The 24,400-nt window shown below is 71.6% G+C and carries 23 protein-coding genes; 9 read left to right on the top strand and 14 right to left on the bottom strand.

Annotated features, from left to right (window positions below; all coding sequences use genetic code 11):
* Window positions 1–75 precede the first annotated feature (75 nt).
* From OG371_RS25685 to OG371_RS25670, 4 genes are all read left to right on the top strand, one after another.
* Window positions 76–2,181 carry an alpha-galactosidase gene (locus OG371_RS25685; RefSeq protein ID WP_329057675.1) on the top strand — a complete coding sequence of 702 codons (2,106 nt, stop codon included), beginning with the start codon at window positions 76–78 and terminating at the stop codon, window positions 2,179–2,181.
* Between the two features lie 23 nt (window positions 2,182–2,204).
* Window positions 2,205–3,161, top strand: a complete 957-nt coding sequence (locus OG371_RS25680; RefSeq protein WP_329057674.1) for a 2-hydroxyacid dehydrogenase — start codon at window positions 2,205–2,207, stop codon at window positions 3,159–3,161.
* Window positions 3,158–4,285 carry a glycerate kinase gene (locus OG371_RS25675; RefSeq protein ID WP_329057673.1) on the top strand — a complete coding sequence of 376 codons (1,128 nt, stop codon included), beginning with the start codon at window positions 3,158–3,160 and terminating at the stop codon, window positions 4,283–4,285. Before OG371_RS25680 ends, OG371_RS25675 begins: the two co-directional genes overlap by 4 nt.
* Window positions 4,286–4,795: 510 nt before the next feature.
* Window positions 4,796–5,635, top strand: coding sequence for an alpha/beta fold hydrolase (locus OG371_RS25670; protein ID WP_329057672.1), 840 nt, complete (start codon window positions 4,796–4,798; stop codon window positions 5,633–5,635).
* Here the strand turns inward: OG371_RS25670 and OG371_RS25665 are convergent.
* The 3 genes from OG371_RS25665 to OG371_RS25655 form a co-directional block, all read right to left on the bottom strand.
* Window positions 5,622–6,866, bottom strand: coding sequence for an MFS transporter (locus tag OG371_RS25665; protein ID WP_329057671.1), 1,245 nt, complete (start codon window positions 6,864–6,866; stop codon window positions 5,622–5,624). The genes OG371_RS25670 and OG371_RS25665 overlap by 14 nt on opposite strands.
* Entirely contained in the window at window positions 6,863–7,486 is a 624-nt protein-coding gene (locus OG371_RS25660; protein ID WP_329057670.1) for a helix-turn-helix domain-containing protein, read from the bottom strand. Before OG371_RS25660 ends, OG371_RS25665 begins: the two co-directional genes overlap by 4 nt.
* A gap of 198 nt (window positions 7,487–7,684) precedes the next feature.
* Entirely contained in the window at window positions 7,685–7,981 is a 297-nt protein-coding gene (locus OG371_RS25655) for an iron-sulfur cluster biosynthesis protein (RefSeq protein ID WP_329057669.1), read from the bottom strand.
* Between the two features lie 246 nt (window positions 7,982–8,227).
* On the opposite strand from OG371_RS25655, the gene OG371_RS25650 reads away from it, so the two are divergent.
* The gene (locus OG371_RS25650; RefSeq protein ID WP_329057668.1) at window positions 8,228–8,701 is read left to right on the top strand and encodes a GtrA family protein; all 474 of its coding nucleotides are present in this window, start codon (window positions 8,228–8,230) and stop codon (window positions 8,699–8,701) included.
* Window positions 8,702–9,059: 358 nt separating this feature from the next.
* Complete coding sequence (gene shbA, locus OG371_RS25645; RefSeq protein ID WP_329057667.1) at window positions 9,060–9,713, top strand: RNA polymerase sigma factor ShbA; 654 nt, start codon at window positions 9,060–9,062, stop codon at window positions 9,711–9,713.
* A 39-nt stretch (window positions 9,714–9,752) separates the two neighbouring features.
* On the opposite strand, the gene OG371_RS25640 is transcribed toward shbA, so the two are convergent.
* From OG371_RS25640 to OG371_RS25630, 3 genes are read right to left on the bottom strand one after another with little or no spacing between them, the layout of a single operon-like run.
* On the bottom strand, window positions 9,753–10,583 hold the full coding sequence (locus OG371_RS25640; RefSeq protein ID WP_329057666.1) for an amidohydrolase family protein: 831 nt from the start codon (window positions 10,581–10,583) through the stop codon (window positions 9,753–9,755).
* Window positions 10,580–11,563 carry an aldo/keto reductase gene (locus OG371_RS25635; protein WP_329057665.1) on the bottom strand — a complete coding sequence of 328 codons (984 nt, stop codon included), beginning with the start codon at window positions 11,561–11,563 and terminating at the stop codon, window positions 10,580–10,582. The genes OG371_RS25640 and OG371_RS25635 overlap by 4 nt, the downstream gene beginning before the upstream one ends.
* Window positions 11,560–11,910 (bottom strand): L-rhamnose mutarotase, encoded by a 351-nt coding sequence (locus OG371_RS25630; protein ID WP_329057664.1) that lies wholly within the window; start codon window positions 11,908–11,910, stop codon window positions 11,560–11,562. The genes OG371_RS25635 and OG371_RS25630 overlap by 4 nt, the downstream gene beginning before the upstream one ends.
* Before the next feature lie 80 nt (window positions 11,911–11,990).
* Between OG371_RS25630 and OG371_RS25625 the strand changes: the two genes are divergently transcribed.
* Window positions 11,991–12,740, top strand: coding sequence for a FadR/GntR family transcriptional regulator (locus OG371_RS25625; protein ID WP_329057663.1), 750 nt, complete (start codon window positions 11,991–11,993; stop codon window positions 12,738–12,740).
* Between the two features lie 93 nt (window positions 12,741–12,833).
* On the opposite strand, the gene OG371_RS25620 is transcribed toward OG371_RS25625, so the two are convergent.
* From OG371_RS25620 to OG371_RS25595, 6 genes are read right to left on the bottom strand one after another with little or no spacing between them, the layout of a single operon-like run.
* On the bottom strand, window positions 12,834–13,847 hold the full coding sequence (locus tag OG371_RS25620) for an ABC transporter permease (RefSeq protein WP_329057662.1): 1,014 nt from the start codon (window positions 13,845–13,847) through the stop codon (window positions 12,834–12,836).
* Window positions 13,840–15,363, bottom strand: a complete 1,524-nt coding sequence (locus OG371_RS25615) for a sugar ABC transporter ATP-binding protein (protein WP_329057661.1) — start codon at window positions 15,361–15,363, stop codon at window positions 13,840–13,842. Before OG371_RS25615 ends, OG371_RS25620 begins: the two co-directional genes overlap by 8 nt.
* Window positions 15,360–16,406 carry a sugar ABC transporter substrate-binding protein gene (locus OG371_RS25610; RefSeq protein ID WP_442875982.1) on the bottom strand — a complete coding sequence of 349 codons (1,047 nt, stop codon included), beginning with the start codon at window positions 16,404–16,406 and terminating at the stop codon, window positions 15,360–15,362. The genes OG371_RS25615 and OG371_RS25610 overlap by 4 nt, the downstream gene beginning before the upstream one ends.
* A 30-nt stretch (window positions 16,407–16,436) precedes the next feature.
* Window positions 16,437–17,195: an SDR family NAD(P)-dependent oxidoreductase gene (locus tag OG371_RS25605; RefSeq protein WP_329057660.1), complete on the bottom strand. Its 759-nt coding sequence runs from the start codon at window positions 17,193–17,195 to the stop codon at window positions 16,437–16,439.
* The gene (locus OG371_RS25600; RefSeq protein ID WP_329057659.1) at window positions 17,188–18,492 is read right to left on the bottom strand and encodes an enolase C-terminal domain-like protein; all 1,305 of its coding nucleotides are present in this window, start codon (window positions 18,490–18,492) and stop codon (window positions 17,188–17,190) included. Before OG371_RS25600 ends, OG371_RS25605 begins: the two co-directional genes overlap by 8 nt.
* 1 nt (window position 18,493) lies before the next feature.
* Window positions 18,494–19,354 carry a fumarylacetoacetate hydrolase family protein gene (locus OG371_RS25595; protein WP_329057658.1) on the bottom strand — a complete coding sequence of 287 codons (861 nt, stop codon included), beginning with the start codon at window positions 19,352–19,354 and terminating at the stop codon, window positions 18,494–18,496.
* 286 nt (window positions 19,355–19,640) lie between these two features.
* Here OG371_RS25595 and OG371_RS25590 point away from each other — a divergent pair, with 286 nt between their 5' ends.
* Window positions 19,641–20,906 (top strand): Bcr/CflA family multidrug efflux MFS transporter, encoded by a 1,266-nt coding sequence (locus tag OG371_RS25590; RefSeq protein WP_329057657.1) that lies wholly within the window; start codon window positions 19,641–19,643, stop codon window positions 20,904–20,906.
* A gap of 51 nt (window positions 20,907–20,957) precedes the next feature.
* Window positions 20,958–21,998: a DUF2235 domain-containing protein gene (locus OG371_RS25585; protein ID WP_329057656.1), complete on the top strand. Its 1,041-nt coding sequence runs from the start codon at window positions 20,958–20,960 to the stop codon at window positions 21,996–21,998.
* A gap of 23 nt (window positions 21,999–22,021) precedes the next feature.
* Here the strand turns inward: OG371_RS25585 and OG371_RS25580 are convergent, their stop codons facing one another.
* Window positions 22,022–23,026 carry a hypothetical protein gene (locus tag OG371_RS25580; protein WP_329057655.1) on the bottom strand — a complete coding sequence of 335 codons (1,005 nt, stop codon included), beginning with the start codon at window positions 23,024–23,026 and terminating at the stop codon, window positions 22,022–22,024.
* 78 nt (window positions 23,027–23,104) lie between these two features.
* Window positions 23,105–24,331: an NAD(P)/FAD-dependent oxidoreductase gene (locus tag OG371_RS25575; RefSeq protein WP_329057654.1), complete on the bottom strand. Its 1,227-nt coding sequence runs from the start codon at window positions 24,329–24,331 to the stop codon at window positions 23,105–23,107.
* Between the last annotated feature and the right edge of the window lie 69 nt (window positions 24,332–24,400).

Below are 24,400 nucleotides of genomic sequence, written 5' to 3'. Positions count from 1 at the left end.
CGCGGAACCGTACGGCGGATAAATTAACTTCGTCAAGAATTTATTTTTCAGCTGATCATCCCTACGCTCAGCGGCATGTCGTCTGTGGAATTCGATGCCGGTCACCGCCTGTGGCTGCTCCGCACCCCGAACAGCGCGTACGCGTTCCGCCTCGACGCGGCCGACCGCCCGCGGCACGTGCACTGGGGCGCTCCGCTCACGCTGGAGCAGGCCGCCGGCATCGCGCCGCAGCCCAGCCCGGCGGACTCGAGCTTCGACGAGCCGGGCGACGAGCGGCTGGAGCTGCCCGCCGACGGCGGCGCGTTCTTCGGCGTCGCGGGCCTCGGCGTGCGCTTCGCCGACGGCACCCAGGCGCTGGAGTGGACGTACGCGGGTCACGAGGTCGAAGACGGCGAGCTGGCCGTCCGGCTGCGCGACCGGCACTACCCGCTGGAAGCCGAGCTGCGGTACCGCGCGCACGACGACGTCATCGAACGCCGGCTTCGCTTGCGCCACACCGGAAACGACGACCCGATCACGTTGCTGCGCACGGACTCGGCGGCATGGACGATGCCGCACCGCGCCGGGGCCCGGCTCACGCACACGAGCGGCTCGTGGAGCGCGGAATCGGGGCTGCTGCGGGAAAACCTGCCCGTCGGGGAGACCACGCTGACCAGCCGTCGCGGGGTGTCCAGCCACCAGGCGAACCCGTGGCTGATGCTCGACGACGGCAACGCCACCGAAACCGGCGGAGAGGTCTGGAGCACCGCGCTCGCGTGGAGCGGCAGCTGGCGGATCACCGTCGAGCGCTCGCACACCGGACGCGTCACCTGGACCGGCGGCTTCGGCCACGAGGGCGTGCAATGGCGGCTGAATCCGGGCGAGGCCTGGGAAACGCCGGTGTTCGCCGGGCTCTACGCCGCCGACGGCTTCGGCGGGACCAGCCGCCGCTGGCACTCGTACGTCCGCGAACACGTCCAGCCACAGCCCGGAGAATCGCGCCCGATCGTCTACAACTCTTGGGAGGCAACGGGCTGGGACGTCGATGAGGCGGGTCAGCTGAAGCTCGCCGCGCTCGCCGCGGAGGTCGGCGCGGAGCTGTTCGTGATGGACGACGGCTGGTTCGGCGCGCGCACCGGCGACACCGCGGGCCTCGGCGACTGGACGGTGAACCGGCGGCGCTTCCCGGACGGGCTCGGCCCGCTCGCGGCCGAGGTGCACCGCCTGGGCATGGGATTCGGCGTGTGGGTCGAGCCCGAGATGGTCAACCCGGACAGCGATCTCTACCGCGAGCACCCGGACTGGGTGCTGAGCATGGCGCACCGCGAACGCACGACGCTGCGCAACCAGCTGGTGCTCGACTTCGGCCGGCCGGAGGTGGCCGGGTGGGCCTACGAGTGGCTGCACCGGCTGGTCGGCGAGCACGGCGTCGACTACCTGAAGTGGGACATGAACCGCGCGTTCACCGAGGCCGGACGGCCCGGCGACGACGATCCCGGACGGCTGTGGGTGGACCACGTCCGCGCCGTCTACGGCGTGCTCGACCGGCTGCGGGAAGCGCACCCGGCGTTGCGGATCCAGGCCTGCTCGGGCGGCGGCGGGCGGGCGGACCTGGGCATCCTCGCGCGCACCGACGAGGTCTGGGCCTCGGACAACACCGACGCCGCCGACCGCGTCACCATCCAGCACGGCTACAGCCAGCTGCTGCCCGCGGGCACGATGGCGGCCTGGGTGACCGACAGCCCGAACCCGCTCACCGGCCGGGCGGCGCCGCTGGAGTTCCGGTTCCACGTCGCGATGGCCGGGGTGCTCGGCCTGGGCGGCGACCTGACCCGGTGGAGCGCCGCGGAATTGCAGACGGCGACCGGGTTCGTGGCTCTGTACAAGGAGATCCGGCCCATCGTGCAGCACGGTGACGCGTACCGGCTGGCGGACCCGGCGGCGTCGCCGCTCAGCGCCGTGCAGTACGTGCTGGGCGACGACGTCGTGGTGCTGTTCCTGCGGCGCCCGCACGATTACGGGCGGCCGGTCGTCACGCCGGTGCTGGCCGGGCTCGACCCGGACGCGCGATTCCGCGATGTGGATACCGGCGAGGTCCACCACGGCGCGGTGCTGCTGAACCACGGCCTGGGCCTGGGCTTGCCCGGCAGCGGCTACGCGAGCCGGCTGATCCGGCTGCGCCGCGAACCTCGCTCCCGGTGAGGACCTCGCACTAGGCTGCCCCCATGCCCGCTCGCCCGACCATCGCCGTCACCCGCTGGATCCCGGACGAGGCGGTGAAGGTGCTCGCCGAGGCGGGCGAGGTGAAGCTGTCCGACGCCGACCGGCCGCTGACGCCCGAGGAGCTGCGGGAGTTCGTGGCCGGCGCGTCCGCGGTGGTGGCGATGCTGCACGACCGGATCGACGGGCCGGTGGCCGAGGCCGCGGGGCCGGGGCTGAAGGTCGTCGCGAATGTCGCGGTGGGTTACGACAACGTCGACGTGGCCGCGCTGGCCGCCCGCGGCGTCACCGTCACCAACACCCCGGGCGTGCTCACCGGCGCGACGGCGGACCTGGCGTTCGGCCTGCTGCTGGCCGTCACGCGGCGGCTCGGTGAAGGCGAGCGGCTGGTCCGCGCGCGCACGCCGTGGTCGTTCCACCTCGGTTTCCTGCTCGGCTCGGGACTTCAGGGCAAAACGCTGGGCATCGTCGGGCTCGGGCAGATCGGCCGCGCGGTGGCGCGCCGGGCGGCCGCGTTCGGGCTGCGGACCGTCTACTCAGGACGGTCGCCCAAACCGGATTTCGACGGTGAGTTCGTGTCGTTCGACGAGTTGCTGCGACGGTCGGACTTCGTCTCGCTGCACTGCCCGCTGACGCCGGAGACCCGCCACCTGATCGACGCCCGCGCGCTGCGGGCGATGAAACCCGGCGCCTACCTGGTGAATACGACGCGCGGACCGGTCGTCGACGAGTCCGCGCTGGCCGACGCGCTGGAGGCCGGCGAGATCGCGGGCGCGGCGCTGGACGTGTTCGAGGCCGAGCCGGACGTCGAGCCGCGGCTGCTCGGCCGTGAGGACGTGGTGCTGACCCCGCACCTGGGGTCGGCAACCGTGGAGACCAGGACCGCGATGGCCGTGCTGGCCGCGCGGAACGTGACCTCGGTGCTCGCCGGGGACGAACCGCTGACGGAGGTACGGCCTTGACCCGTGTTGTCATCGCGCCGGACAAGTTCAAGGGCAGCCTGACGGCGGTCGAGGCGGCCGACGCCATCGCGCTGGGCGTGCGCGACGCGTTGCCGGACGCCGACATCGCCGCCTGCCCGGTCGCCGACGGCGGTGAGGGCACGCTCGAAGTGCTGGAGAACGCGGGCGGCCGGATCGTGCGGCTGTCCGTGCGGGGCCCGCTGGACGAGCCGGTCGACGCTCGTTACGTGGTGCTCGACGGCACCGCGTACGTCGAGTCGGCGCGCGCGTGCGGCATCGAATTCGTAACGCCCACGCGGGAAACCTCGCTCGCCGCGCACACCTGGGGCGTCGGCGAACTGCTGTCCGACGCGCTGATGCACGGCGCCGGCCGGCTCGTGCTGACCGTCGGCGGCACGGCGAGCACCGACGGCGGCGCGGGCATGCTGGCGGCGCTCGGCGCGGGGGTGCTGGACGCCTTCGACTCCCCCATCGGACTCGGCGGCGGCACGCTTTCCCGCGTGGCGAAGGTGGAACTGGGCCCGGCGCGCGACCGGCTGGGGACGGTGCCGGTGGCCGTCGCCACGGACGTGACGAACCCGCTGCTCGGCCCGGACGGGGCCGCGGCGGTGTTCGGGCCGCAGAAGGGCGCGGGGCCCGAGGAGGTCGCCGCGCTGGACGCCGCCCTCGGCCGCTGGGCAACGGCACTGGCGAACGCGGGCACGCCGGACGTCTCGAACCTGCCGGGCGCGGGTGCCGGCGGCGGAGTCGCGGCGGGGGCGATCGCGGGGCTGGGCGCGTCCGTGGAGTCGGGCTTCGACCTGATCGCCGAGCTGACCGGGGTGGACACCGCGCTGATCGGCGCGGACCTGGTGATCACCGGCGAGGGCTCCCTGGACGAGCAGAGCCTGGCCGGCAAGGCCCCCGCGGGGATCGCGGCCAGGGCCCGCCTCGCCGCCGCACCGCTGATGGTGCTGGCCGGGCGGATCCAACTGGACGCGGAACGGCTGTCCGGGCTGGGGGTGGTCGGCAGCAGTGCACTCATCGATCACGCGCCTTCACTCGACCACGCGCGTTCGCACGCGGCTGAGTTGTTGCGCGCCCGCGCGGGGGTCCTGGTCCGCGAATGGGCCGGGCGGCGCTGAAGGTGCTGGGCCGCCGGATCCAACCGGACGCCTAACGGCGGTGCGGGCTGGGCGTGGTGGACAGCAGCGCACTCACCCGACCACACCCGTTCACACGCGGCCGAGTTGCTGCGCGCCCGCGCGGGGGTACTGGTCCGCGAATGGGCCGGGCGGCACTGAAGATGCTGGGCCGCCGGATCCAACTGGACGCCTAACGGGCGTCCGGGCTGGGCGTGGTGGACAGCAGCGCACTCACCCGACCACACCCGGCCGAGTTGCTGCGCGCCCGCGCGGGGGTTCTGGTACGCGACTGGGCCGAACGCCGCTGAAGGTACTGACCGGCCACACCGAACCGGTGTCCGGCTGGGCCTCGTGGGCAGCAGCGCGCCGCCCGCTCGCACGCGGCCGAGTTGTTGCACGCCCGCGCGGAGCGCTGGTCCGCGAGTGGCCCGCGCGGCGCTGAATCCCGCGCAGCTGCCCGTTAGTCCTTGATCTCCGGGAACCGGGCCGCACCGGCGATAGCCTGCCGCCATGAACGACTCCCTGCCCGTTGTCCTGGTGCACGGTTTCTGGCACGGCAGCTGGTGCTGGAGCCTGGTGGCCGAGCAACTGGCGGGCCGGGGGATCCGGTCGGTCGCGGTTGATCTCGAAGGGCACGGGTTACGGGGTCCCGCGCCTCGCGCCGCCACGGCGCGGCCGTTCGACGCGGAGGCGTTTGCCAACGAACCGTCGCCGGTCGGGCAGGTCACCGCGTCGTCCGCGGCGGCGCTGCTGGCCGAGCAAGTGCGCGCGATCGGGCGGCCCTGTCTGGTGGTCGCGCACAGCAACGGCGGGGTGGTCGCCACCGCGCTGGCGGAACTCGCCCCCGAACTCGTGGCCGGGCTGGTCTACGTGGCCGCGATCGTGCCGGCGAACGGCGAGCCCGGCTCCTACTACGCGACCTGCCCGGAAAACGACAACGACCGGCTGTTCAAACTCCTGGCCGCCGACCCGGCGGTGGTCGGCGCGGCCCGTATCGACGTCGGCGACCCCGCCCGGCGCGACGAGATCAAAGCGGCCTTCTACGCCGACGTCGACGACCGCACCGCGGACGCCGCGATCGCCCTGCTCAACCCGGACGGGCCGATCGGGATCCCCGCCGAGCAGCTGACCGTCACCCCGGAACGCTACGGCCGCGTCCCGCACTCGTACGTGATCTGCACCCAGGACAACGCCATCCCGCCGGCGGTGCAGCACCGTCTCGTCAAGGAGATCGACGCTGTTTCGGCGGCCCCGACGGTCGTCACCGAACTCGAGTCCTCGCACTCGCCGTTCCTGTCCCAGCCCGCGGCGCTCGCCGAGGTGATCGCGGCGAAGGTCAGGGCGACGTGACTTCCTTGTCCTGCTTGCTTTTCCTCGACCACTCATCGCGCATCCCGGGCAGCACCGCCGGGATTGTCGTCACGAGCAGGTAGACCGCACCGCAGGCCAGCAGGGCCGGCGAAAGCCCGAGCCGGGCGACGAGCAGCCCTCCGGCCAGCCCGCCGAACGGGATGCCCGACCAGGCGACGGCCACCAGGAGCGTCCGGATCCGGCCGTACATCGCCTGCGGCGCGCGCTCGAACTGGATGGCGCCGACGATCGGGTTGATGAAGCCGGAGCCGAACCCGCAGACGGCGTACACCAGGATCGTCACTTCCAGCGGCGCGCCCAGCGCCAGGGGCAGAAACCTCGGGAAGCCGTCCAGGAGAAAACCGATCAGGTACACCGGACGGCGGGGCAGCCGGTGCGCGATCCCCGCCGCCACCAGCGCCGACAGCGCGGCGCAGCCGCTCAGCACCCCCAGCAGCAGGCCGATCGTGGCCGGCCCGTGCCCCGAATCGCGGGCCCACACCGGGAGCAGGACCGACGTCCAGGCCGCGTCGAGGAGATTGGTCACGGCGATCATCCCGGCCATCGAACGCAGCAGCCGGTCCTGGCGCAGGAACGCCATCCCGGCCCGGAGCCGCCGGAAGTAGCCGTCTTCGGCCTCGGCTTCCGCGGGTGCCGGCGGCCGTTGCCGTGGCGCGGCGAACGCGACGATCAGCGCACCGGAGCCGAACAGCACCGCGGTCACCACCAGCGCGTACGGGCCGCCGACCGCGGCCACCACCACCCCCGCGACGGCCGGGCCCACGGTCGAGGCCAGCCGCTCGATCGTCGCGGCGATCCCGGTCCCCCGTTCCAGCGGGACCCGCGCGGCCCGGGTCGCGTCCGGGAGGAACACCGTCTTCGCCGCGTCGGCCGGGCCGCGGAACGTGCCGACCACGGCCACCAGCGGGATCAGCAGCCCGAAGTGCAGCAGGCCGAGGGCGAACAGCGCCGGGATCAGCGCCACCGCGACCATGCTGACCAGGTCCCCGGCGACGCTGATCCGGGACGGCCCGACCCGGTCGATCAACGGCCCGGACAACAGCTGCGCCACGACGTACGGGGCCATCTCGGCGAAGACGATCACGCCCGTCTGCGTGGCACTGCCAGTGGTCGTGAGCACGAACCACGGCAACGCGATCGCCGACAGCCGGGTGCCGGTCCAGGCCACGGCCTGAGCCGACAGCACTCCGGCCAACGGCCGCCAGCTCATCCGCCCTCGACTTCCCAGCCGGGACGGATGAACGCCTGCAGCTGGACGTGGAACGGCTCCGCGCCCGGGGGTGCCTGCGCCCGGCCGTGCTCGATGTGGCGGTACCTGGACACCACGCCCTCGAGCTCACGCAGGAGCGACTCGGCCTCGTCGGCGGTGAGCAGCAACGGATAGTCGTTGAAGGCAGTCGCTTCCTGCCACTGCGGGGGCAGCTGGAAACGCTCGTCCGCCGCCTGCTGCATCCGCTCGCCGAACACCAGCGCGAGCGCCCGCAGGTACGCAACGCCGGCGACGTCGTCCTCCTCGCTCAGCTCGCCGGGCTTGAAGAAGGTCGACCGGTGGGCGGCGCGCCACCACCGTTCCCGCGCGGTCCCCCGCTCGGTGTCCTCGACGATCAGCCCGCCGCTCGCGAGCCGGCGGAGGTGATAACTCGTCGCGCCCGAGTTCAGGCCCAGCCGGGCAGCGAGCGCGGTCGCGGTGGACGGGCCGTCGAGGCGCAGGGCGCCGAGGATCCGGATCCGCACCGGATGCGCCGACGCGCGCAACGCGGCCGAGTTCATCAGCAGGTCGCGCTGCGCGTCCGGCGCCAGCGGCCAGCGGTCCTCGTCAGGTGCAGGCACGACACCACGGTAGAACACACACACTGGTTTGCAAAGACATGTTTGCGATCAGGGCGGAACGCCGCTCTGGTCTGGGCGGGCGAAGCAGGTGGTCAGCGGACGACGCCAGGTGACCGGAGGCGTTGTCCACAACTCAGCAGTGCTAACCGAACAGCGCTGTGGACAACCAGCCCGGAAAAAATATCCCCCAGTAATCCCTTAGGCGGACTGCTGCGGCAGCACCGCGAAGGCGACGTCGCCGGTTTCGTCCTGCTGGACGTCCAGCACCTTGTCGTCCAGGAGCTCGGCGGCCTGGGGTTCCAGGAACACCTTGGCACCACCGTCGGTGCCCACCACGCGGTCGCCGTCTTCGGGTGCGGGGGCCACGGAGAGGGCCAGCTGCGCGCCTTCGTTCTCCATGCTCTGGAGAGCGAACCGCAGTCCGCTCTCTTCGGCGCCCTGTTGTGCCGTCAGCGCGGTGATCGCCTCGGCGGCGGCTTCGGTCACGGTCAGCATCTTTCGGCCTTCCCTTCGTCGCGGTCGGGGATTTTGACGAAATCTCACGCTAAGGGCGGCCGTCCGGCGGCGCAGCGTGAGCGGCCAACCGGCGCAAGGGACCGGGAATCCGCGTGGACCGGGTCACAAAAACGTTTGAAACCCGAGGCCGGCGGTCAAAGGGCGCGGGGGCTGTCGCCGGGATCACAACTCTTCATCGGGTTCATCAGGTTCACAAGTTTGTGAAGCGGAGGTAGCGTTTCCAGTATGACCACCACCAGGTGGACGCCCGGGCACCACGTAGTCGACGGCGCCCCGCACCGTCACCACGAGCTCGGCGGGCACGCGGCGTGGTACCTCCTCGCCGGCGGCATCACGACGGGACTGCAGGCCGTCCTCTTCCTGGCTTTGCGCCCCGAATTCGGCTCGCAGTGGGCGAATCTGACGGCGATCGCGCTGACCACGGTCGGCAATACCGAGTTCCACCGCCGCGTCACCTTCGCCGGGCGGCAGAGCAACGCCGGCAAGCGGCACCTGCAAGACCTGCTGACGTTCGCCTTCTACGCCGGATACGGCTCGATCGTGCTCGCGGTCGTCGATTCTCTGGTGAGCGACCCGACGGCCTGGGAAGAGACCGGCACCCTGCTGGCCGCCAGCTTCGTCGGCGGCATCGCGCGGTTCGTCCTGCTGCGCTGGTGGGTCTTCGCCGGCCGCGAGCCGGCCGCCGCGCAGCACAGCTGACCGCCGCGCCGAGAACGCAGAACCCGTTCGTCACCCGTCTGGCCTACACCGCAGACCGCCACGCTCTGTTGCGCTACAGCTGCCTCACTCCCAGTGACAGAAGACCCCGCGGATCCGCACATTTCACGCGCTGGAACAAGCACTGCGAGTGGGCCTGGTCTCGTTTACATCAAGACCGCTCCTGCTAACGGGGTATTCGTAGTTGAAATCTGGACTGTCGGTGCCACCGCCGCCTAGGGTTACAGAGCGTCGCAACGGACGCGGCTCGATCCTCTCGTACGGACTAATGCGTCATCACAAAATCACAGAGTGTTGACCTTTCGGCCTCGGTGGTCGTGGGGTCGCCGGGGAGACGACCATGACAGCACCGCCAAGCACGGCGCGCACCGCGGAGTCCGAGATCCCGGGGTATACGCGCCCCGAGACCTTGCCGCGGGCGAACGGACGGCTCAGCAAGGAAGATCTCGACCCGATGGTCCGCGCCGCGGGACACGGTGACGCGCGGGCGATCGACGACCTGCTGCACGTGCTCCGCCCCGTCGTCGCCCGTTATTGCCGGGCCCGGATGGGCGGGCGCGACCTGTCCTACCTGTCCGCCGACGACGTGGCCCAGGACGTCTGCATGGCCGTGCTCAAGGCCCTGCCCGACTACCAGGACCGCGGCGGCTCGTTCCTCTACCTGGTGCACGCCATCGCGGCCAACAAGGTCGCCGACGCCTACCGCGCCGTCGCCCGCGACCGCTCCGACCCGGTGCCCGAGCTGCCCGAGCGGCCGCTGGCCGGCAACGAGCCCGAATCCCACGCGCTGAACCTCGACCTCGGCGCCCGCCTCAGCGAGCTGGTCACCCGGCTCGCGCCCGTGCAGCAGGAAATCCTCACGCTGCGCGTCATCGTCGGCCTCAGCGCCGCCGAAACCGCCGAGACGCTCGGCATCTCCCCCGGCAACGTCCGCGTCACCCAGCACCGCGCGCTGAGCAAGCTGCGCGAGATGGCCCAGGGCCAAGACCTCTGAACCGCGCCGGCCGCCCCAGAAACCCGGCGGCCGCCCCGTTCAGGACAGCTCGTATACGCGCTTCGCCGAGTACTCGAAGACTTCCAGCCGCTCCGGATCCGTGAGCGATCCCGTGAGCGAGACCGCCGCGTCGAGCACCACTTCGTAGGCCGCCGCCAATTCGCAGACCGGCCAGTCGGACCCGAACATCACCCGCCGCGCGCCGAACGACCGGAAGACGTGGTCGGCGTACCGGAGCAGGTGCCCGACCTGCCACTGTTCCCAGTCCGCCTCCGTGACCAGCCCGGAGAGCTTGCAGTGCACGTTCTCCCGCTCGCCGAGCGCGGTGATCCCGTCCGCCCACGGCTGCCACTCCCCCGCCGCGATCGGCGGCTTCCCAGCGTGGTCCAGCACCAGCTTCAGCTCCGGCAGCCGCTCCGCCACCTTCACCGCGGACGGCACCTGGGCCGGGGCCACGAGCAGGTCGTAGACCAGCCCGGCGGCGCCGACCGCCGACAGCCCGCGCAGCACGTCGTCGCGCAGCAGCCAGTCCGGGTCCGCCTCGTTCTCAACCTGGTGCCGGATGCCGACCAGCGGGCCCAGCGAGGCCAGGCGGGCCAGCCGATCGGCGACGTCGGGCGCGGTGAGGTCCACCCAGCCGACGACCCCGGCGATCACCGGCTCGGCCGCCGCAGTGGCCAGGAACTCCTCGGTCTCGCCCCCGTCGGACAGGGTCTGGACGAGCACCGTCGCGTGCACGCCGGCGGCGTGCGTCACCGTGCGGAGATCGTCCACTGTGTACGGATGGCGGATCGGGTCCAGCTCCGCGCCCGCCAGCCACGGGTAGTCGCGCCGCGCCGGGTCCCAGAGGTGGTGGTGCGCGTCGATCACTGCGGTCCTCCGGAAGTGACGGGGTCGCCGGTGACGGCGTCGGGGCGCAGCAGGCCGGCGTCGGCGAGGTCGGTCCACAGTACGGCCGGGACCGGCGCGGACGCCCGCCGGACGTTGAGCGCGACCTGCTCGGGACCGTGCGCGCCGACCACGACCGAGACCACGGCGGGGTGCGAGACGGGAAGGGCCAGCGCGGCCTGCGGCAGCTCGACGCCGTGCCGCGCGCAGATCTCCGCGATCCGGCGCGCTTTTTCGACCAGTTCCGCGGGCGCGGCCGCGTAGTCGTAGATCTCCCCGGGCTCCGCGGTGGCGAGGATGCCGCCGTTGAACACCCCGCCCGCGATCACGCCGACGCCGCGGTCCAGGCACAGCGGCAGCAGTTCGTCGAGCGCCGGCTGGTTCAGCAGGGTGTAGCGGCCGGCCATCAGCACGTGGTCGAGGTCGAAGCGGCGGACGAACTCCGCCAGCATCGGCGCCTGGTTCATGCCCGCGCCGATCGCCCGGACCACGCCCTGCTCCCGCAGCTCCAGCAACGCGGGGAAGGCGCCCTCGACGGCCTCGTCGAAGTGCTCGTCCGGATCGTGCACGTACGCGATGTCGATGCGGTCGAGGCCGAGCCTGGCCAGGCTGTCCTCGATCGAGCGCAGGATCCCGTCGCGGCTGAAATCCCAGCGGCGGCGGTAGGTGGCGGGCACGTCGAAGCCCTGGTCGTCGCGCTCGCCCGGCGCGGCGGCGTTGGGCTCCAGCACCCGGCCGACCTTGGTGGACAGCACATATTCGTCACGCGGGAGCGAAGCGAGCGCTGCGCCGAGCCGTCGCTCCGAGAGCCCGAGCCCGTAGTGCGGCGCGGTGTCGAAGTAGCGGATGCCTTCGGCCCAGGCCCGGCTCACGGTCGCGGCGGCCGTCTCGTCGGTGATGGCGTGGTAGAGGTTGCCCAGCTGCGCGCAGCCGAGCCCGAGCGGGGAGAGCTTCACGTTCACTCCTTGACCGGCAGTTCCCAGACCTGGTGCAGCCCCGACGAAGTGTCGGCGCCGCCGTCCGCCGCGTCCAGCAGCAGGTTGATCCGGGCCTGCCAGGTGATGTCGGCCGGGTCGTCGGCGAGCGAGGCGCGCATGGCCTCGAAATCGTCCACCTCGACGAAGTGGAACAGGTCGAGCCCGTCACGCCAGATCCGCCAGGTGCGCACCCCGGCCCGGCGCAGCGCGGCGTCGAGGTCATCCGGGATGACGGCGTGCACGGTCTCGTATTCGGCTTCTTTTCCCGGCTTCAAGCGCGTGTGGAGGGCCACTCTTTCAGGGGCGCTGTGCGGGGGCGAGGCGTGGGTCATCGATCCTCCTGGCGAGTTACGTGGCACGCTGTGCTCAGCACACCGAAACATCCGAGGTCTCTGTAGGGAGGGCGGTCTGGATGCCCGTCACCGATGTCGCGATCGACAAGATCAAGGACATGATCATCTCGGGAGAGCTCGCGCCGGGCGACCGGCTGCCGAAAGAGGCGGAGCTCGCCCAGCGGCTGGGGCTCTCGCGCAGTTCCCTGCGCGAGGCCGTGAAGGCGTTGTGCCTGATCAGGGTGCTCGACGTGCGCCAGGGCGACGGCACCTACGTGACCAGCCTGGAGCCGAACCTGCTGCTCGACGCGATGACGTTCGTGGTCGACTTCCACCGCGACGACACCGTGCTCGACTTCCTCGCGGTGCGCCGGATCCTCGAGCCCGCGGCCACCGCGCTGGCCGCGCTGCACATGGGCGAGGCGGACATCGCGGAGCTCGGCGCGCTGCTGGACGAGCTCGCCGACGCGCCGACGGTGGAGGCCCTGGTCGCCAACGACCTCCAGTTCCACCGCAAGATCGCCGACGGCTCCGGCAACCCCGTGCTGTGCTCGCTGCTCGACAGCCTGTCCGGCCCCACCGCGCGGGCTCGGATCTGGCGCGGGCTGACGCAGGAGGGCGCCGTCGCGCGCACGCGCGAGCAGCACACCGCGATCTACGAGGCCATCGCCGCGCGCGAGCCGGAGCTGGCGCGGTCCTGGGCGACCGTGCACATCGCGGGGGTCGAGCAGTGGCTGCGCAGCACGCTTACCCCGGCCGGGAACCCTGCCGAAAGCACCGAAAACGCCGCCGAAGCCGAGCCCGAGGAGCCCGCCGTCGCGGCCTCCTGACCGCCCGTTGTCCCTGAAGGCCACCATGAGAGTCGGGGATGCCCTCATGGTGGCCTTCAGGGCACGAGCCGAAGGTCGGATGATCACGGCCGATCAGGTCTGTGGCTTGCCGCCGGCGTAGCGGCTGATGATCAGCGCGACCAGGATGATGCCGCCGTAGATCGCCTTCAGCCACTCCGCGGGGACCTGGGCGATGCGCAGCAGGCTGTCCACCGACTGCAGCAGCAGGACGCCGGTGAGCGCGCCGACCAGCGTGCCCTTGCCGCCGTCGAGCGAGACGCCGCCGATCACCGCCGCGGCGAAGACCTGCAGGATCAGGCCGTCACCCTGGTCGGCGCCGAGCGCGCCGACGTAGCCGGTGTAGGCGAGCCCGCCGATCGCGGCCAGCACGCCGGCCACGATGAACACCGCCCAGGAGATCCGGTCCACCCGGATGCCCGCGGCGCGCGCGGCCTCGCGGTTGCCGCCGATGGCGTACAGCGAGCGCCCGACGCGGTGGTAGCGCAGGCCGAGCCCGAACAGCAGGAACAGCAGCGCGGCCAGCCAGACCGACATCGGCAGCCCGGCCAGCGTGGTGGTGGCCAGCGCGGTGAACGCGTCGAGCTGGTCGAACAGCGTCTTGCCGTTGGTGGAGCCGATCTGCGTGCCGCGCAGCACCGTGAGCATCGCCAGCGTGACGATGAACGCGTTCAGCTTGAGCTTCACGATCAGGAAGCCGTTGACGAAGCCGATCAGCGCGCCGACCACCGGGATCGCGATCAGGCCGAGCGCGGCGGGCCACTGCGTGCCGAAGCCGGCCGACGCCGCCGGGATCACCAGCATCGCCCCGATCGCCGGCGCGATGCCCATGGTGGATTCGAGCGAGAGGTCGAACTTCCCGGTCAGCAGCACCAGCGATTCGCCCAGCACCACCAGCGACAGCGCCGCGGCCGCCGAGAGGATGCTGATCACGTTGTCGAACGTGAGGAACGTGTCGCTGATCAGCCCGCCGATGACGAACACGACCACCAGCGCGGGCAGCAGCGCCAGTTCACGCAGCCACAGCGTCTTCCGGCGCTTCGGCGGCGCGGGCAGCGCCGTCTGGGGATCGCTCATCAGGTCAGTCATGGAGCCCGACTCCTTCGATGTCGGCCACGAGGTCTCCGTCGGACCAGCCGGCCGGGTGTTCGGCGACGACGGCGCCGGCGCGCAGCACCAGCACGCGGTCCGCCAGGCGCAGGTCGTCCAGCTCGTCGCTGACGATCAGCACCGCTTTCCCTTCGGCCCGCACCCGGTCGACGACCGCGAGCAGGGCCTCCTTCGATTTCACGTCCACACCCGCGGTGGGGTTGATCAGCACGACCACCCGCGGGTCACTCGCCAGCGCGCGGGCCAGCACGACCTTCTGCTGGTTTCCGCCGGACAAGTCCGAAACCGGCTGCTCCGGCCCGGCCGCCACGATGCCGTAGTCGCCCAGCGCGCGGGCGCCGAGCGCGTGCCGGGCCCGCGGCGAGGCGAACCCCGCCCGGCCCAGCCGGTCCAGCACGGACAGCGTGGTGTTGTCCATGATGGAGTGCTCCAGCACCAGCCCCTCGTGGTGGCGATCCCTGGGCACACAACCGATCCCGGCGTGCAGCGCGGCCGGGATGTCCCCGGGCGGCAGCTTCCGGCCGTCCACCGAAACCGTGCCGGACGAAGGCGCGCGCAGCCCGTAGACGGTCTCGGCCACCTGGTGCTTGCCGCTCGCGTTGCTGCCGGCCAGGCCGAGGACCTCGCCGCTGTGCAGGCGCAGCGAGACGTCGTGGAAACCCTCACCGGACAAGGACTCCACGGTGAGCACCTCGGCGGAGTCCGCGGCCAGCGGGTCGCGCGTCGCCGCGTCGCGGACGGACAGGCCGCCCTGCTCGCCGGTCATGGCGTCGACCAGCTGCGGCCGGGTGACCTCGGTGACCGGCGCGGTCAGCACGTGCTTCGCGTCGCGCAGCACCGTGACGGCCTGGCACACCTCGTACACCTCGTGCAGGTGGTGGGAGATGAACAGGAACGTGACGCCGTTGCGCTGCATTTCCCGCATGCGTTCGAAAAGCCGCTCGATCGCCTGGCTGTCCAGCTGCGCGGTCGGCTCGTCGAGCACGATGAACCGCGCGCCGTAGCTCAGCGCCCGCGCGATCTCGACGAACTGCCGGTCCTCCACGGACAGCTCGCCCGCGGGGGTGTCGACGTCCACGCCGACCCCCCACGAGTCGAGCAGCTCCCGCGCCTGGCGGCGCAGCTTCGACCAGCCGATGGCGAACCCGCCCCGGGCCTGCCGGTTCAGGAACAGGTTCTCGGCCACGGTCAGCTGCGGCACCACCATGGCGTGCTGGTACACACACGCCACCCGCGCCTTCCAATCGTCCTGTTTGGACAACGGGGGCGCCGGCTCACCGCCGAACGAGACGCTGCCGGTGTCCGTCCTGGACAGCCCGGTGAGGATCGAGACGAGCGTGGACTTGCCCGCCCCGTTGCGCCCGACCAGCGCGTGGGACTCGCCGGGGTGCACGGTGAGGCTGACGTCCTGCAGCGCCACCGTGGGCCCGTAGCGCTTCCCGACGCCCTCGGCGTGCACCACCGGCGCGGCCGGCTCCGAAGCGGGCGCGCTCACAGGTTGTTGCCCCACAGTGCTTTGTCGTCCACGTTGGCCTTGGTGACGACCGGGGCGGGCAGCTGGTCCTCCAGGATGCCGGGGCTGACCTCGACGATCGTGCTGCCGTGGTCGGTCGGGCCGGTCTTGAACGTCTCGCCCGCCATCGCCTTCTTCAGCCAGTACAGGCCGTACTTGGCGTAGGAGTCGGCCGGCTGCGAGACGGTGGCGTCCAGCTCACCGTTGCGGATCGCGGTCAGCTCCTGCGGGATGCCGTCGTTGCTGACCAGCACCACGTGCCGCGGGTCGCCGACCGGGAAGAACAGGTTCTTGCGCTTGAGCGCCTGCTCGGTCGGCGCCAGGTAAACGCCGCCCGCCTGCATGTACACGCCCTTGATGTCCGGGTTCGCGGTGAGCAGGCTGTCGAGCCCGGAGGACGCCTTGTCCGCCTTCCACTCGGCCGCGATCTCCAGCACCTGCACGGCCGGGTACTTCTGCTTCATGCAGTCGCGGAACGCCGCCGAGCGGTCACGGCCGTTGACCGAGGCGAGGTCGCCCATCACCTGCACGACCTTGCCGCTCTTGACCCGCTGGCCGATCTCGTCGCACGCCTTGGTGCCGTAGGCCTTGTTGTCCGCGCGCACCACCATGGCGACCTTGCCGCCCTCGGGCGCGACGTCGACCGCCACCACCGGCACGTTCTTGTTCTCGGCCTGCTTGAGCCCGGCCACGATCGCGGCCGAGTCGAGCGGGGTCACCATCAGGCCCTTGACACCCTGGTTGAGCAGCGTGCCGATGTCGGTGATCAGCTTGGCCGGGTCGCTGTCGGCGTTCACCGTCGGCAGCACGTCGAGGCCCTGCTGTTTCGCCATCTGCGGCACATAGTTGTTGTAGGCCTGCCAGAACGGCGAGGTCAGCAACGGCAGCGTCGCGCCGATCTTGCCGCTCGTGCCGCCGCCACCACCGGCGGACGCGGCCGGTTTGTCCTTGGTGGACCCGCACGCTCCGAGCACCAAACCACAGGCCGCCACGGCGGCAGCCAGCCGGATCACCTTCGTACGCACCGCATCCTCCTTGATGACAGCGTGGGCAGATCAGTTCTGCACGGGTCCCCGCGGGCGCAGGCCGTACATGCCGCCGTCCACCGCGAGCGCGGTGCCGGTGGTCGAGCTGGAAAGCGGGCTGGCGAGGTAGGCGATCGCGTTCGCCACCTCGCCGGCGGTCACGAGCCGGCCCATCGGCTGGCGCGCGGCGAGTGCGTCGCGCTCCGCCGCAGGGTCGGCCGCGGTGTCCAGCAGCCGGCCGACCCACGGGGTGTCCGCGGTGCCGGGGCACACGCAGTTGACCCGGACCCGGTCGGCCAGGTGGTCGGTCGCCATCGCCAGGGTCAGCGAAAGCACCGCGCCCTTGGTCGCCGAATACAGTGCGCGCGCGGGCAGACCGGCCCACGCGGCGATGGAGCAGGTGTTCACGACGACCGCCGAGGGCGAGGCCTTCAGGTGCGGCAGCGCCGCGCGCGTCAGGCGGACCATGCCGACCACGTTCACGTCGAACACGCGGTGCCACTCGTCGTCGCTGTTGGCCGTGACGTCGCCCTGAGCGCCGATGCCGGCGTTGTTCACCAGCACGTCGAGCCGGCCGAAACGCTCGGCCACGGCGTCGATCGCGGACGTCACCTCGGCGTCGGAGGTGACGTCGCAGCGGAAGCCGGCGAGCGGCTCCGGCACGTCGTCGGGCTTGAGGTCGAGCACGGCCACGCGGGCGCCTTTCGCGGCGAGCAGCTGCGCGGTGGCGAGGCCGATCCCCGAGGCACCCCCGGTGACCGCGGCCACCAGGCCCTCGAATTCACTCACTGGGCGTCTCCGTCCACTCTGGACCGTCCGGGAACCGGAACCGGCGCAGCGTCGCGTCGTGCATGCGCGCGGAGAACCCGGGGGCGGTCGGGGCGAGGTAGCGGCCGCCGCGCACGACGGCCGGGTCGGTGAAGTGCTCGTGCAGGTGGTCCACCCACTCGATGGTGCGGTCGGTGTCCTCGCCGGACACCGCCACGAAGTCGAACATCGACAGGTGCCGCACCAGCTCGCAGAGCCCGACGCCGCCGGCGTGCGGGCACACCGGCACGCCGAACTTGGCCGCCAGCAACAGGATCGCGAGGTTTTCGTTGACCCCGCCGACGCGCGCGGCGTCGAGCTGGAGCACCGAGAGGCCGCCGGCCTGCAGCAGCTGCTTGAACATCACCCGGTTCTGCACGTGCTCACCGGTGGCGACCTTGATCGGCGCGAGCGCCTTCGCGATGGCGGCGTGCCCGAGCACGTCGTCGGGCGAGGTCGGCTCCTCGATCCAGTACGGGTCGAACGGCGCCAGCTCGGTCATCCACGCGATCGCCGTGTCGACGTCCCAGCGCTGGTTGGCGTCGACGGCGACGCGGATGTCCGGGCCCACCGTCTCGCGCGCCAGCTTCAGCCGCCGGACGTCGTCGGCGACGTCGCCACCGACCTTCAGCTTGATCATCTCGAAGCCGTCCGCCACGGCCTGCTCGGCCAGCCGCACCAGCTTCGCGTCGGAGTAGCCGAGCCAACCCGGCGACGTGCTGTACGCGCGGTAGCCCTCGGCCTCCAGCTTCGCGATCCGCTCGGCCCGGCCGGGCTCGGCGGCGCGCAGGATCTCCAGCGCCTCTTGTTCAGTGAGCGCGTCCGACAGGTAACGGAAATCGACGAGCGAGACCAGCTCTTCCGGCGTCATGCTCGCGGCGAACTTCCACAGCGGTTGCCCGGCGCGGCGCGCGGCGAGGTCCCACGCCGCGTTGACCACGGCGCCGATCGCCATGTGCGCGACGCCCTTTTCCGGGCCCAGCCAGCGGAACTGCGAGTCGCCGATCAGCTCGCGGGAAAGGTCGCCGAGCGCCTGCGCGTCCTCGGGCACGGCGCGGCCGACCACGTGCGAGGCGAGCGCGCGGATGGCGGCGGCCTGCACGTCATTGCCGCGGCCGATGGTGAACGCGAGCCCGTAGCCGTCCGGGCCGCCGTCGGTGTGCAGCACCACGTACGCGGCCGAGTAGTCGGGGTCCGGGTTCATCGCGTCCGAGCCGTCCAGTTCCCGCGAGGTGGGGAACCGGACGTCGAGCACCTCCATGCCGACGATCGTGGCCATCTCAGGCCTGCCTCAGCGTCTGGCGCTGGCGGCCGAGGCCGTCGATCTCCAGCTCGACGACGTCGCCCTCGCGCAGGTACGGCTTGGGCTCAGGCTGCCCGAGCGCGACGCCCTCGGGGGTGCCGGTGTTGATCAGGTCGCCGGGGCGCAGCACCATGAACTGGCTGAGGTAGTGCACGATCTCGGCCACGGAGAAGACCATGTCGGACGTCTTCGAGTCCTGCACCTTCTTGCCGTTGACCCAGGTGCGCAGGCCGAGCGCCTGCGGGTCCGGCACCTCGTCGGCGGTCACCAGCACCGGGCCGAGCGGGTTGAACGTCTCGCAGTTCTTGCCCTTGTCCCACTGGCCGCCGCGGTGGATCTGGAACTCGCGCTCGGAGAGGTCGTTCGACAGCACGTATCCGGCAACGTGGTCCAGCGCGTCTTCGACGCTGTCGAGGTACCGCGCCTGCTTGCCGATCACCACGCCGAGCTCCACCTCCCAGTCGGTGCTGGTGGACTTGCGCGGGATGAGCACGTCGTCGTCCGGCCCGACGATCACGTCGGGGGCCTTCATGAACAGCACCGGCTCGGACGGCACGGTCGCGCCGGTTTCCTCGGCGTGGCGCCGGTAGTTCATGCCGATGCAGACGATCTTGCCGGGCGCGGCGATCGGCGGGCCGGTCCGCAGTCCGGCCGCCTCGGGGCCCGCGGCGGGCAGTTCGCCGGCTTCGAGCGCCGCGGCCGCGCGGGCCGGGCCGTCGCCCGCGAGCCAGGCGCCGGTGATGTCGGCGGTCAGCCCGGAGAGCTCGTACAGCGCACCGTCACCGGCACGGACGAACGGACGCTCATCTCCCGCTGCTCCGAGACGCACTAACTGCACGGACGTTCCCCTCTCACCACTCCAGCAAGACATCCGATGTATAGCGCACGCGTCCCCGCGGATCTAGAGGGTGGACGGATTTGGCTGAAAATTGATCGGATCACCCAGGTGGGCCTGGTCCGCCGGTCCAGGACAATCGTGCTCCCTCCAGGCGGGGCGCGCAGCCCGGATCCGGGCATCCGGGGTGGTCCGGGCCACAACCGGAATAGCGGACAGCCGCGCGCGGGTTTGAGCGAAGGTCACGCGCGGCGCGCGTGCCTGCCGACTCTGGGGATGGGGACCACGCATGAGTACTACGGCCGAAACCGCTCGCAGCATCAGAGCCGAGCGGAAGGCGCCGAGGCGCGAAGGGACCCTTCGGTTCCTGTTGATCCTCGGCGGGCTCTCGGCGTTCGGGCCGCTGTCCATCGACATGTACCTGCCCGCGCTGCCCCGCCTGGCCGTCGACCTCGGCGCGAGTGACTCGACGGTCCAGCTCACACTGACCGCGTTCATCGTCGGGCTCGCCGTCGGGCAGGTGGTGGCGGGGCCGCTGTCCGACGCGTACGGACGGCGCGTGCCGCTTCTGATCGGGCTGGCGCTGTACGTCGTGGGCTCGGTGGCCGCGGCCGTCAGCCCGGACATCACTTTGCTGATCGTCGCCCGCGCGGTGCAGGCGATGGGTGCAGCCGCCGGGCTCGTGATCTCCCGCGCGACCGTGCGGGACCTGTTCTCCGGCAAGGCGATGACGAAGTTCTTCTCGATGCTGATGCTGGTCAACGGCCTCGCCCCGATCATCGCGCCGGTGCTCGGCGGGCAGCTGCTGAACTTCACCACCTGGCGCGGGGTGTTCGTGGTGCTGACCGGGTTCGGCGTGCTGCTGCTGGTGGTCGTCGCGGTCGCGATGCCGGAGCCGCTGGCCGCCGAGAACCGCACGCCCGCGCGGCTGGGCGGGGTGCTGCGCACGTACGCGGGATTGCTGGCAGACCGGGCTTTCCTCGGCTACGCGCTGGCGTCCGGGCTGATGTTCGCCGGGCTGTTCGCGTACATCTCGGGCTCCTCCTTCGCGCTGCAGGGCGTGTACGGCCTCAGCCCGCAGCAGTTCAGCCTGGTGTTCGGCCTCAACGGCGTCGGCATCGTGCTCGCCGGCCAGCTCAACGGCCGCCTGGTGGGCCGGTTCTCCGAGCGGACGCTGCTGGCCGCGGGCTTGACCGTGGCGGCGGTCGGCGGCCTCGGCGTGCTGTTCGCGGTGACGGCCGGGCTGCCGCTGATCGGCCTGGTGATCCCGTTGCTGGTGGTCGTTTCCAGCATCGGGCTGGTGATGCCGAACGCGAGCTCGCTCGCGCTGGCCGAGCACGCGCGGTCGGCTGGTTCGGCGTCGGCACTGCTCGGGGTGCTGCAGTTCGTGATCGGCGGGGTCGCGACGCCGCTGGTCGGCCTCGGCGGCCCAGGCACGGCGGTGCCGATGGCCGCGACCATGGCCGGGTTCGGTGTGCTGGCGCTGCTGGCGTTCCTCATCCTGACCCGCCCGGCAGCACCGGCCGGCGCGAGTTTGCCCAAAACGTTGAAATGACCTCGCGATCCGTGCCTTGATAGCCGGGATGCTTTCCGGGAATGAGGTGCGATGCCGAAGCGGATCGTGATCTGCTGCGACGGGACGTGGGACACGGCCGACCTGGCCGACGGGGCGGTGGCCGCGCCGAGCAACGTCACGCGGCTGGCGATGTCCGTGCCCCCGGTCGGCGAGGATGGCGCGGCCCAGCGCGTCTACTACCAGTCCGGCGTCGGCACGGTCCGCTGGAAGCTGCTGGGCGGCGCGTTCGGGCTCGGCCTGTCCGACGACGTCTGCGACGCGTACCGCTTTCTGGTGCGGACCTACGAAGACGGCGACGAGATCTTCTTCGTCGGCTTCAGCCGGGGCGCGTACACGGTGCGCAGCATCGCCGGGCTGGTGCGCAACTCCGGGCTGCTGCGCCCGGAACACGTCGACCTCGTGCCCCGCGCGTACGCGCTGTACCGCGACCGCCGCGACGCAAGCCACCCGCGCGAAACCGAGGCGACGCTGTTCCGCCGGACTTACTCGCGCGAGCCGCGGATCCATTTCATCGGCGTGTGGGACACCGTGGGCTCGCTGGGCATCCCGCTCACCGGCGTCTGGCCGGCCGATTTGTTCAACCGCCGCTTCGAATTCCACGACACGGCGCTCAGCTCGCAGGTGGACGCGGCGTTCCAGGCCCTGTCGATCGACGAGCACCGCAAGCCGTTCGTGCCGGCGATCTGGCAGCCTTCGACGGTCGGCAGCAAGCAGCGGGTGGAGCAGGTCTGGTTCGCGGGTTACCACGCTGACGTCGGCGGGGGCGGCAAGACCGAGCACGGCCTGGCCGACGTGCCGATGCGCTGGATGGCCGACCGGGCCCGCTCGTGCGGTCTCACCCTGACCCCCGACCCGGGTGTCGTCCCCGACCCGCTGGGCCCGATGTACCAGTCCCGCAAGGGTTTCTACCGCCTGATCCCGCCGGTGACGCGTGCCATCGGTGTGACCGACCCGGGGCACGAGTCCGTCGCTTCGAGCGTCATCGAACGCCGGGAGCTGCTGAGCTACGACCCCTCGAACCTGCGCGCGTACCTCGATCGAGAAGGCCGGGTATCCACCGTCGACGCGTGAGGTTTGGTGCTGGGTAACGGGTCTTAGTTCGGCGGGCAGCTGTCGAGGGTCGGGACCGGGTACTTCGGGTCGTAGTAACCGGGCGCGTCCTGGTGGTCACCGACCGGCGAGACGGCCGGCGGGTTGGCGTAGCCGGGGGCGAGGAAGCCCTCGGCCGCCGCGGCGCAACCGACCGAGGAGTAGCCGCTCTGGCCGTTTGCGGCCCAGAGCCCGTGGCTGGCGTCGGCGAAGGTCGGGCCGCTGCGGACCACGTAGGTCTCGTCCACGCGCAGGAAGCTGACGATCTCGGCCGGGTTGGTCAGCCCGGCGGCGTGCACGTCGTCGAAGGCGTAGGCGATCACGTACTTCGCGTCCACCACCAGCTCGCCCGGCTTGCCGGGGTGCGCGCTCAGCGAGCCGAACGAGCGCGGGCCCGCGTCGAGCAGGTGGTAACCGTCGGCGATTTCGGTCAGGTAGCCGGAAAAAGCGCTCTTGCCCTTCGCCGGCTTCGCGTTCGCGGTGAGCACGGGGCCGAGCTGGTCCCGCTGGTCCGGCGCGAGCAGGGCGGCGAACCCCTTCGGATCGTGCTGGAACAACGCGGCGGGATCGAGCCGGCCCGCGAAGATCGCGCGCCTGGCCTGCGCGTACGCATCCGCCACCGCCCCCGCATCGAACGGCCCGACGGCGGCCGCGGCGGGTGAGCTGATGCCGTCGAGGCCCTTGGGCCACTGCTCGGCCGGGGTGTGCGCGTACGGCCGGGCCAGGTCCACGGGCGCCAGGACCGGCACCGCCGTCGGGTTGGGCGCGGCCACCTCGGCCGCGGGCCGGCGCCCGGTCAGCACGACCAGCGCCCCGGTCACGGCCAGGATCCCCAGCACCGCGGCGAGGATCCACCAGCGCCGCCGTTGCGGCTTTCTCGGCCTTCGCGGCCGGCTGGCGCGCTGCTGCCGGCGGTCCTTCCTGGCCCCCAGCCGGGCGTCCGCCTGGGCGTGCTTGCGCCACTCCGGATCCACCAGGTCCGGGTGCGAGTCCAGCAGGTCGTCGTCCACTCGCGCCCCCAAGTCGTCGCCTGATCATCGGCGGCCGGAGGACGGCGTTACACATTCAAGCCAAAGAAGACGAACGGCCTAGCCGATTTCCGCGAGACTGCCGGACTTCAGGTCTTCATCCCGCACCGTCGCGCGGCTGTCGACCAGGGCCTGCAGCGCGTCGCCGTCGTCCCATTGGTTGACGTTCATCGCCGCGCTCACCTCGCCACCCGGGGCGACCCAGAACGCGGTGAAGTCCCGCGCCGCCAAGTCACCGCGCACCACCAGCCGGTCGGTGTCCAGGTCGGCCAGACCGCGGTACTCGCAGCCCAGATCGTATTGATCCGTAAAGAAATACGGCAGATCCAGGTAAGGCTCGTTCTCGCCGAGCAGGTTGCCCGCCACGTGAGCACCCTGGGTGCGCGCCGTCGCCCAGTGTTCGACGCGGACGCGGCGGCCGTAGCGCGGGTGGAAGTGCGCGGCGATGTCGCCAATGGCGTAGACGTCTGGGGCAGCGGTGCGCAGGCCCGCGTCGACGCTGACGCCGCCGTCGTCGGACAGTTCCAGGCCGGCCGCGTAGGCCAGTTCCACGCGCGGGGCCGCGCCGATCGAGATCAGCACCGCGTCCGCGGCGATCTCGTCGCCGCTCGCCAGCCGCACGCCGCGCACGCCGCCGGGGTCGCCGAGGACCTCCGCGACCTGCTCGCCCAGCCGCCAATGCACGCCGTGTTCCGTGTGCAGGTCACGGAAAACGGTCGCGACCTCGTCGCCGAGCACGTGCCCGAGCGGCAGTCGTTCCGGCGCCACCACCGTGACGTCCGCGCCGTGGTGACGCGCGGCCGCCGCGGCCTCGGTGCCGATCCAGCCCGCGCCGACCACCACGACCCGTTCGGCGTCCGCGAACGCCGAACGCAGCCGCAGCGAATCGTCCAACGTCCTGAGTGTGTACAGGCCTGGGAGGTCGCCGCCCGGCACGGGCAGCGGGCGCGGGCGTGAGCCGGTGGCCAGCACGAGCCGGTCGTACAGGTGCTCGCCGCCCGCGTCGTCGAGCACGAGCCGCGCGCCCAGCTCCAGCCGCGTCGCCGTGACGCCCGAGGTGAGCCGGATGTCGTGCTCGGCGTAGTAGCTCTCGTCGTGGACCCAGTCCGGTTCGTCGCTGTTGCCGAGCAGCACGCCCTTCGACAGCGGCGGCAGCTCGTACGGCCGGTGCGGGTCGGCCCCCATCAGCAGCACGTCACCCCCGTAACCGCGCTCCCGCAAGGCAGTGGCGGCCGACGCGCCGGCCAGCCCCGCTCCGATGATGACGATCTTCCGGGGTTCCGACACCACGACCTCCAACGCCGACCGCGACCTGCCGACAGGACGCTACTCCCGATGCCCGCCCGCCACATCCCG

Source organism: Amycolatopsis sp. NBC_01480 (assembly GCF_036227205.1).
GTDB lineage: Bacteria > Actinomycetota > Actinomycetes > Mycobacteriales > Pseudonocardiaceae > Amycolatopsis.
The sequence above is the reverse complement of the archived record's forward strand: the minus strand, read 5'-3'. Positions and strand labels throughout refer to the sequence as shown.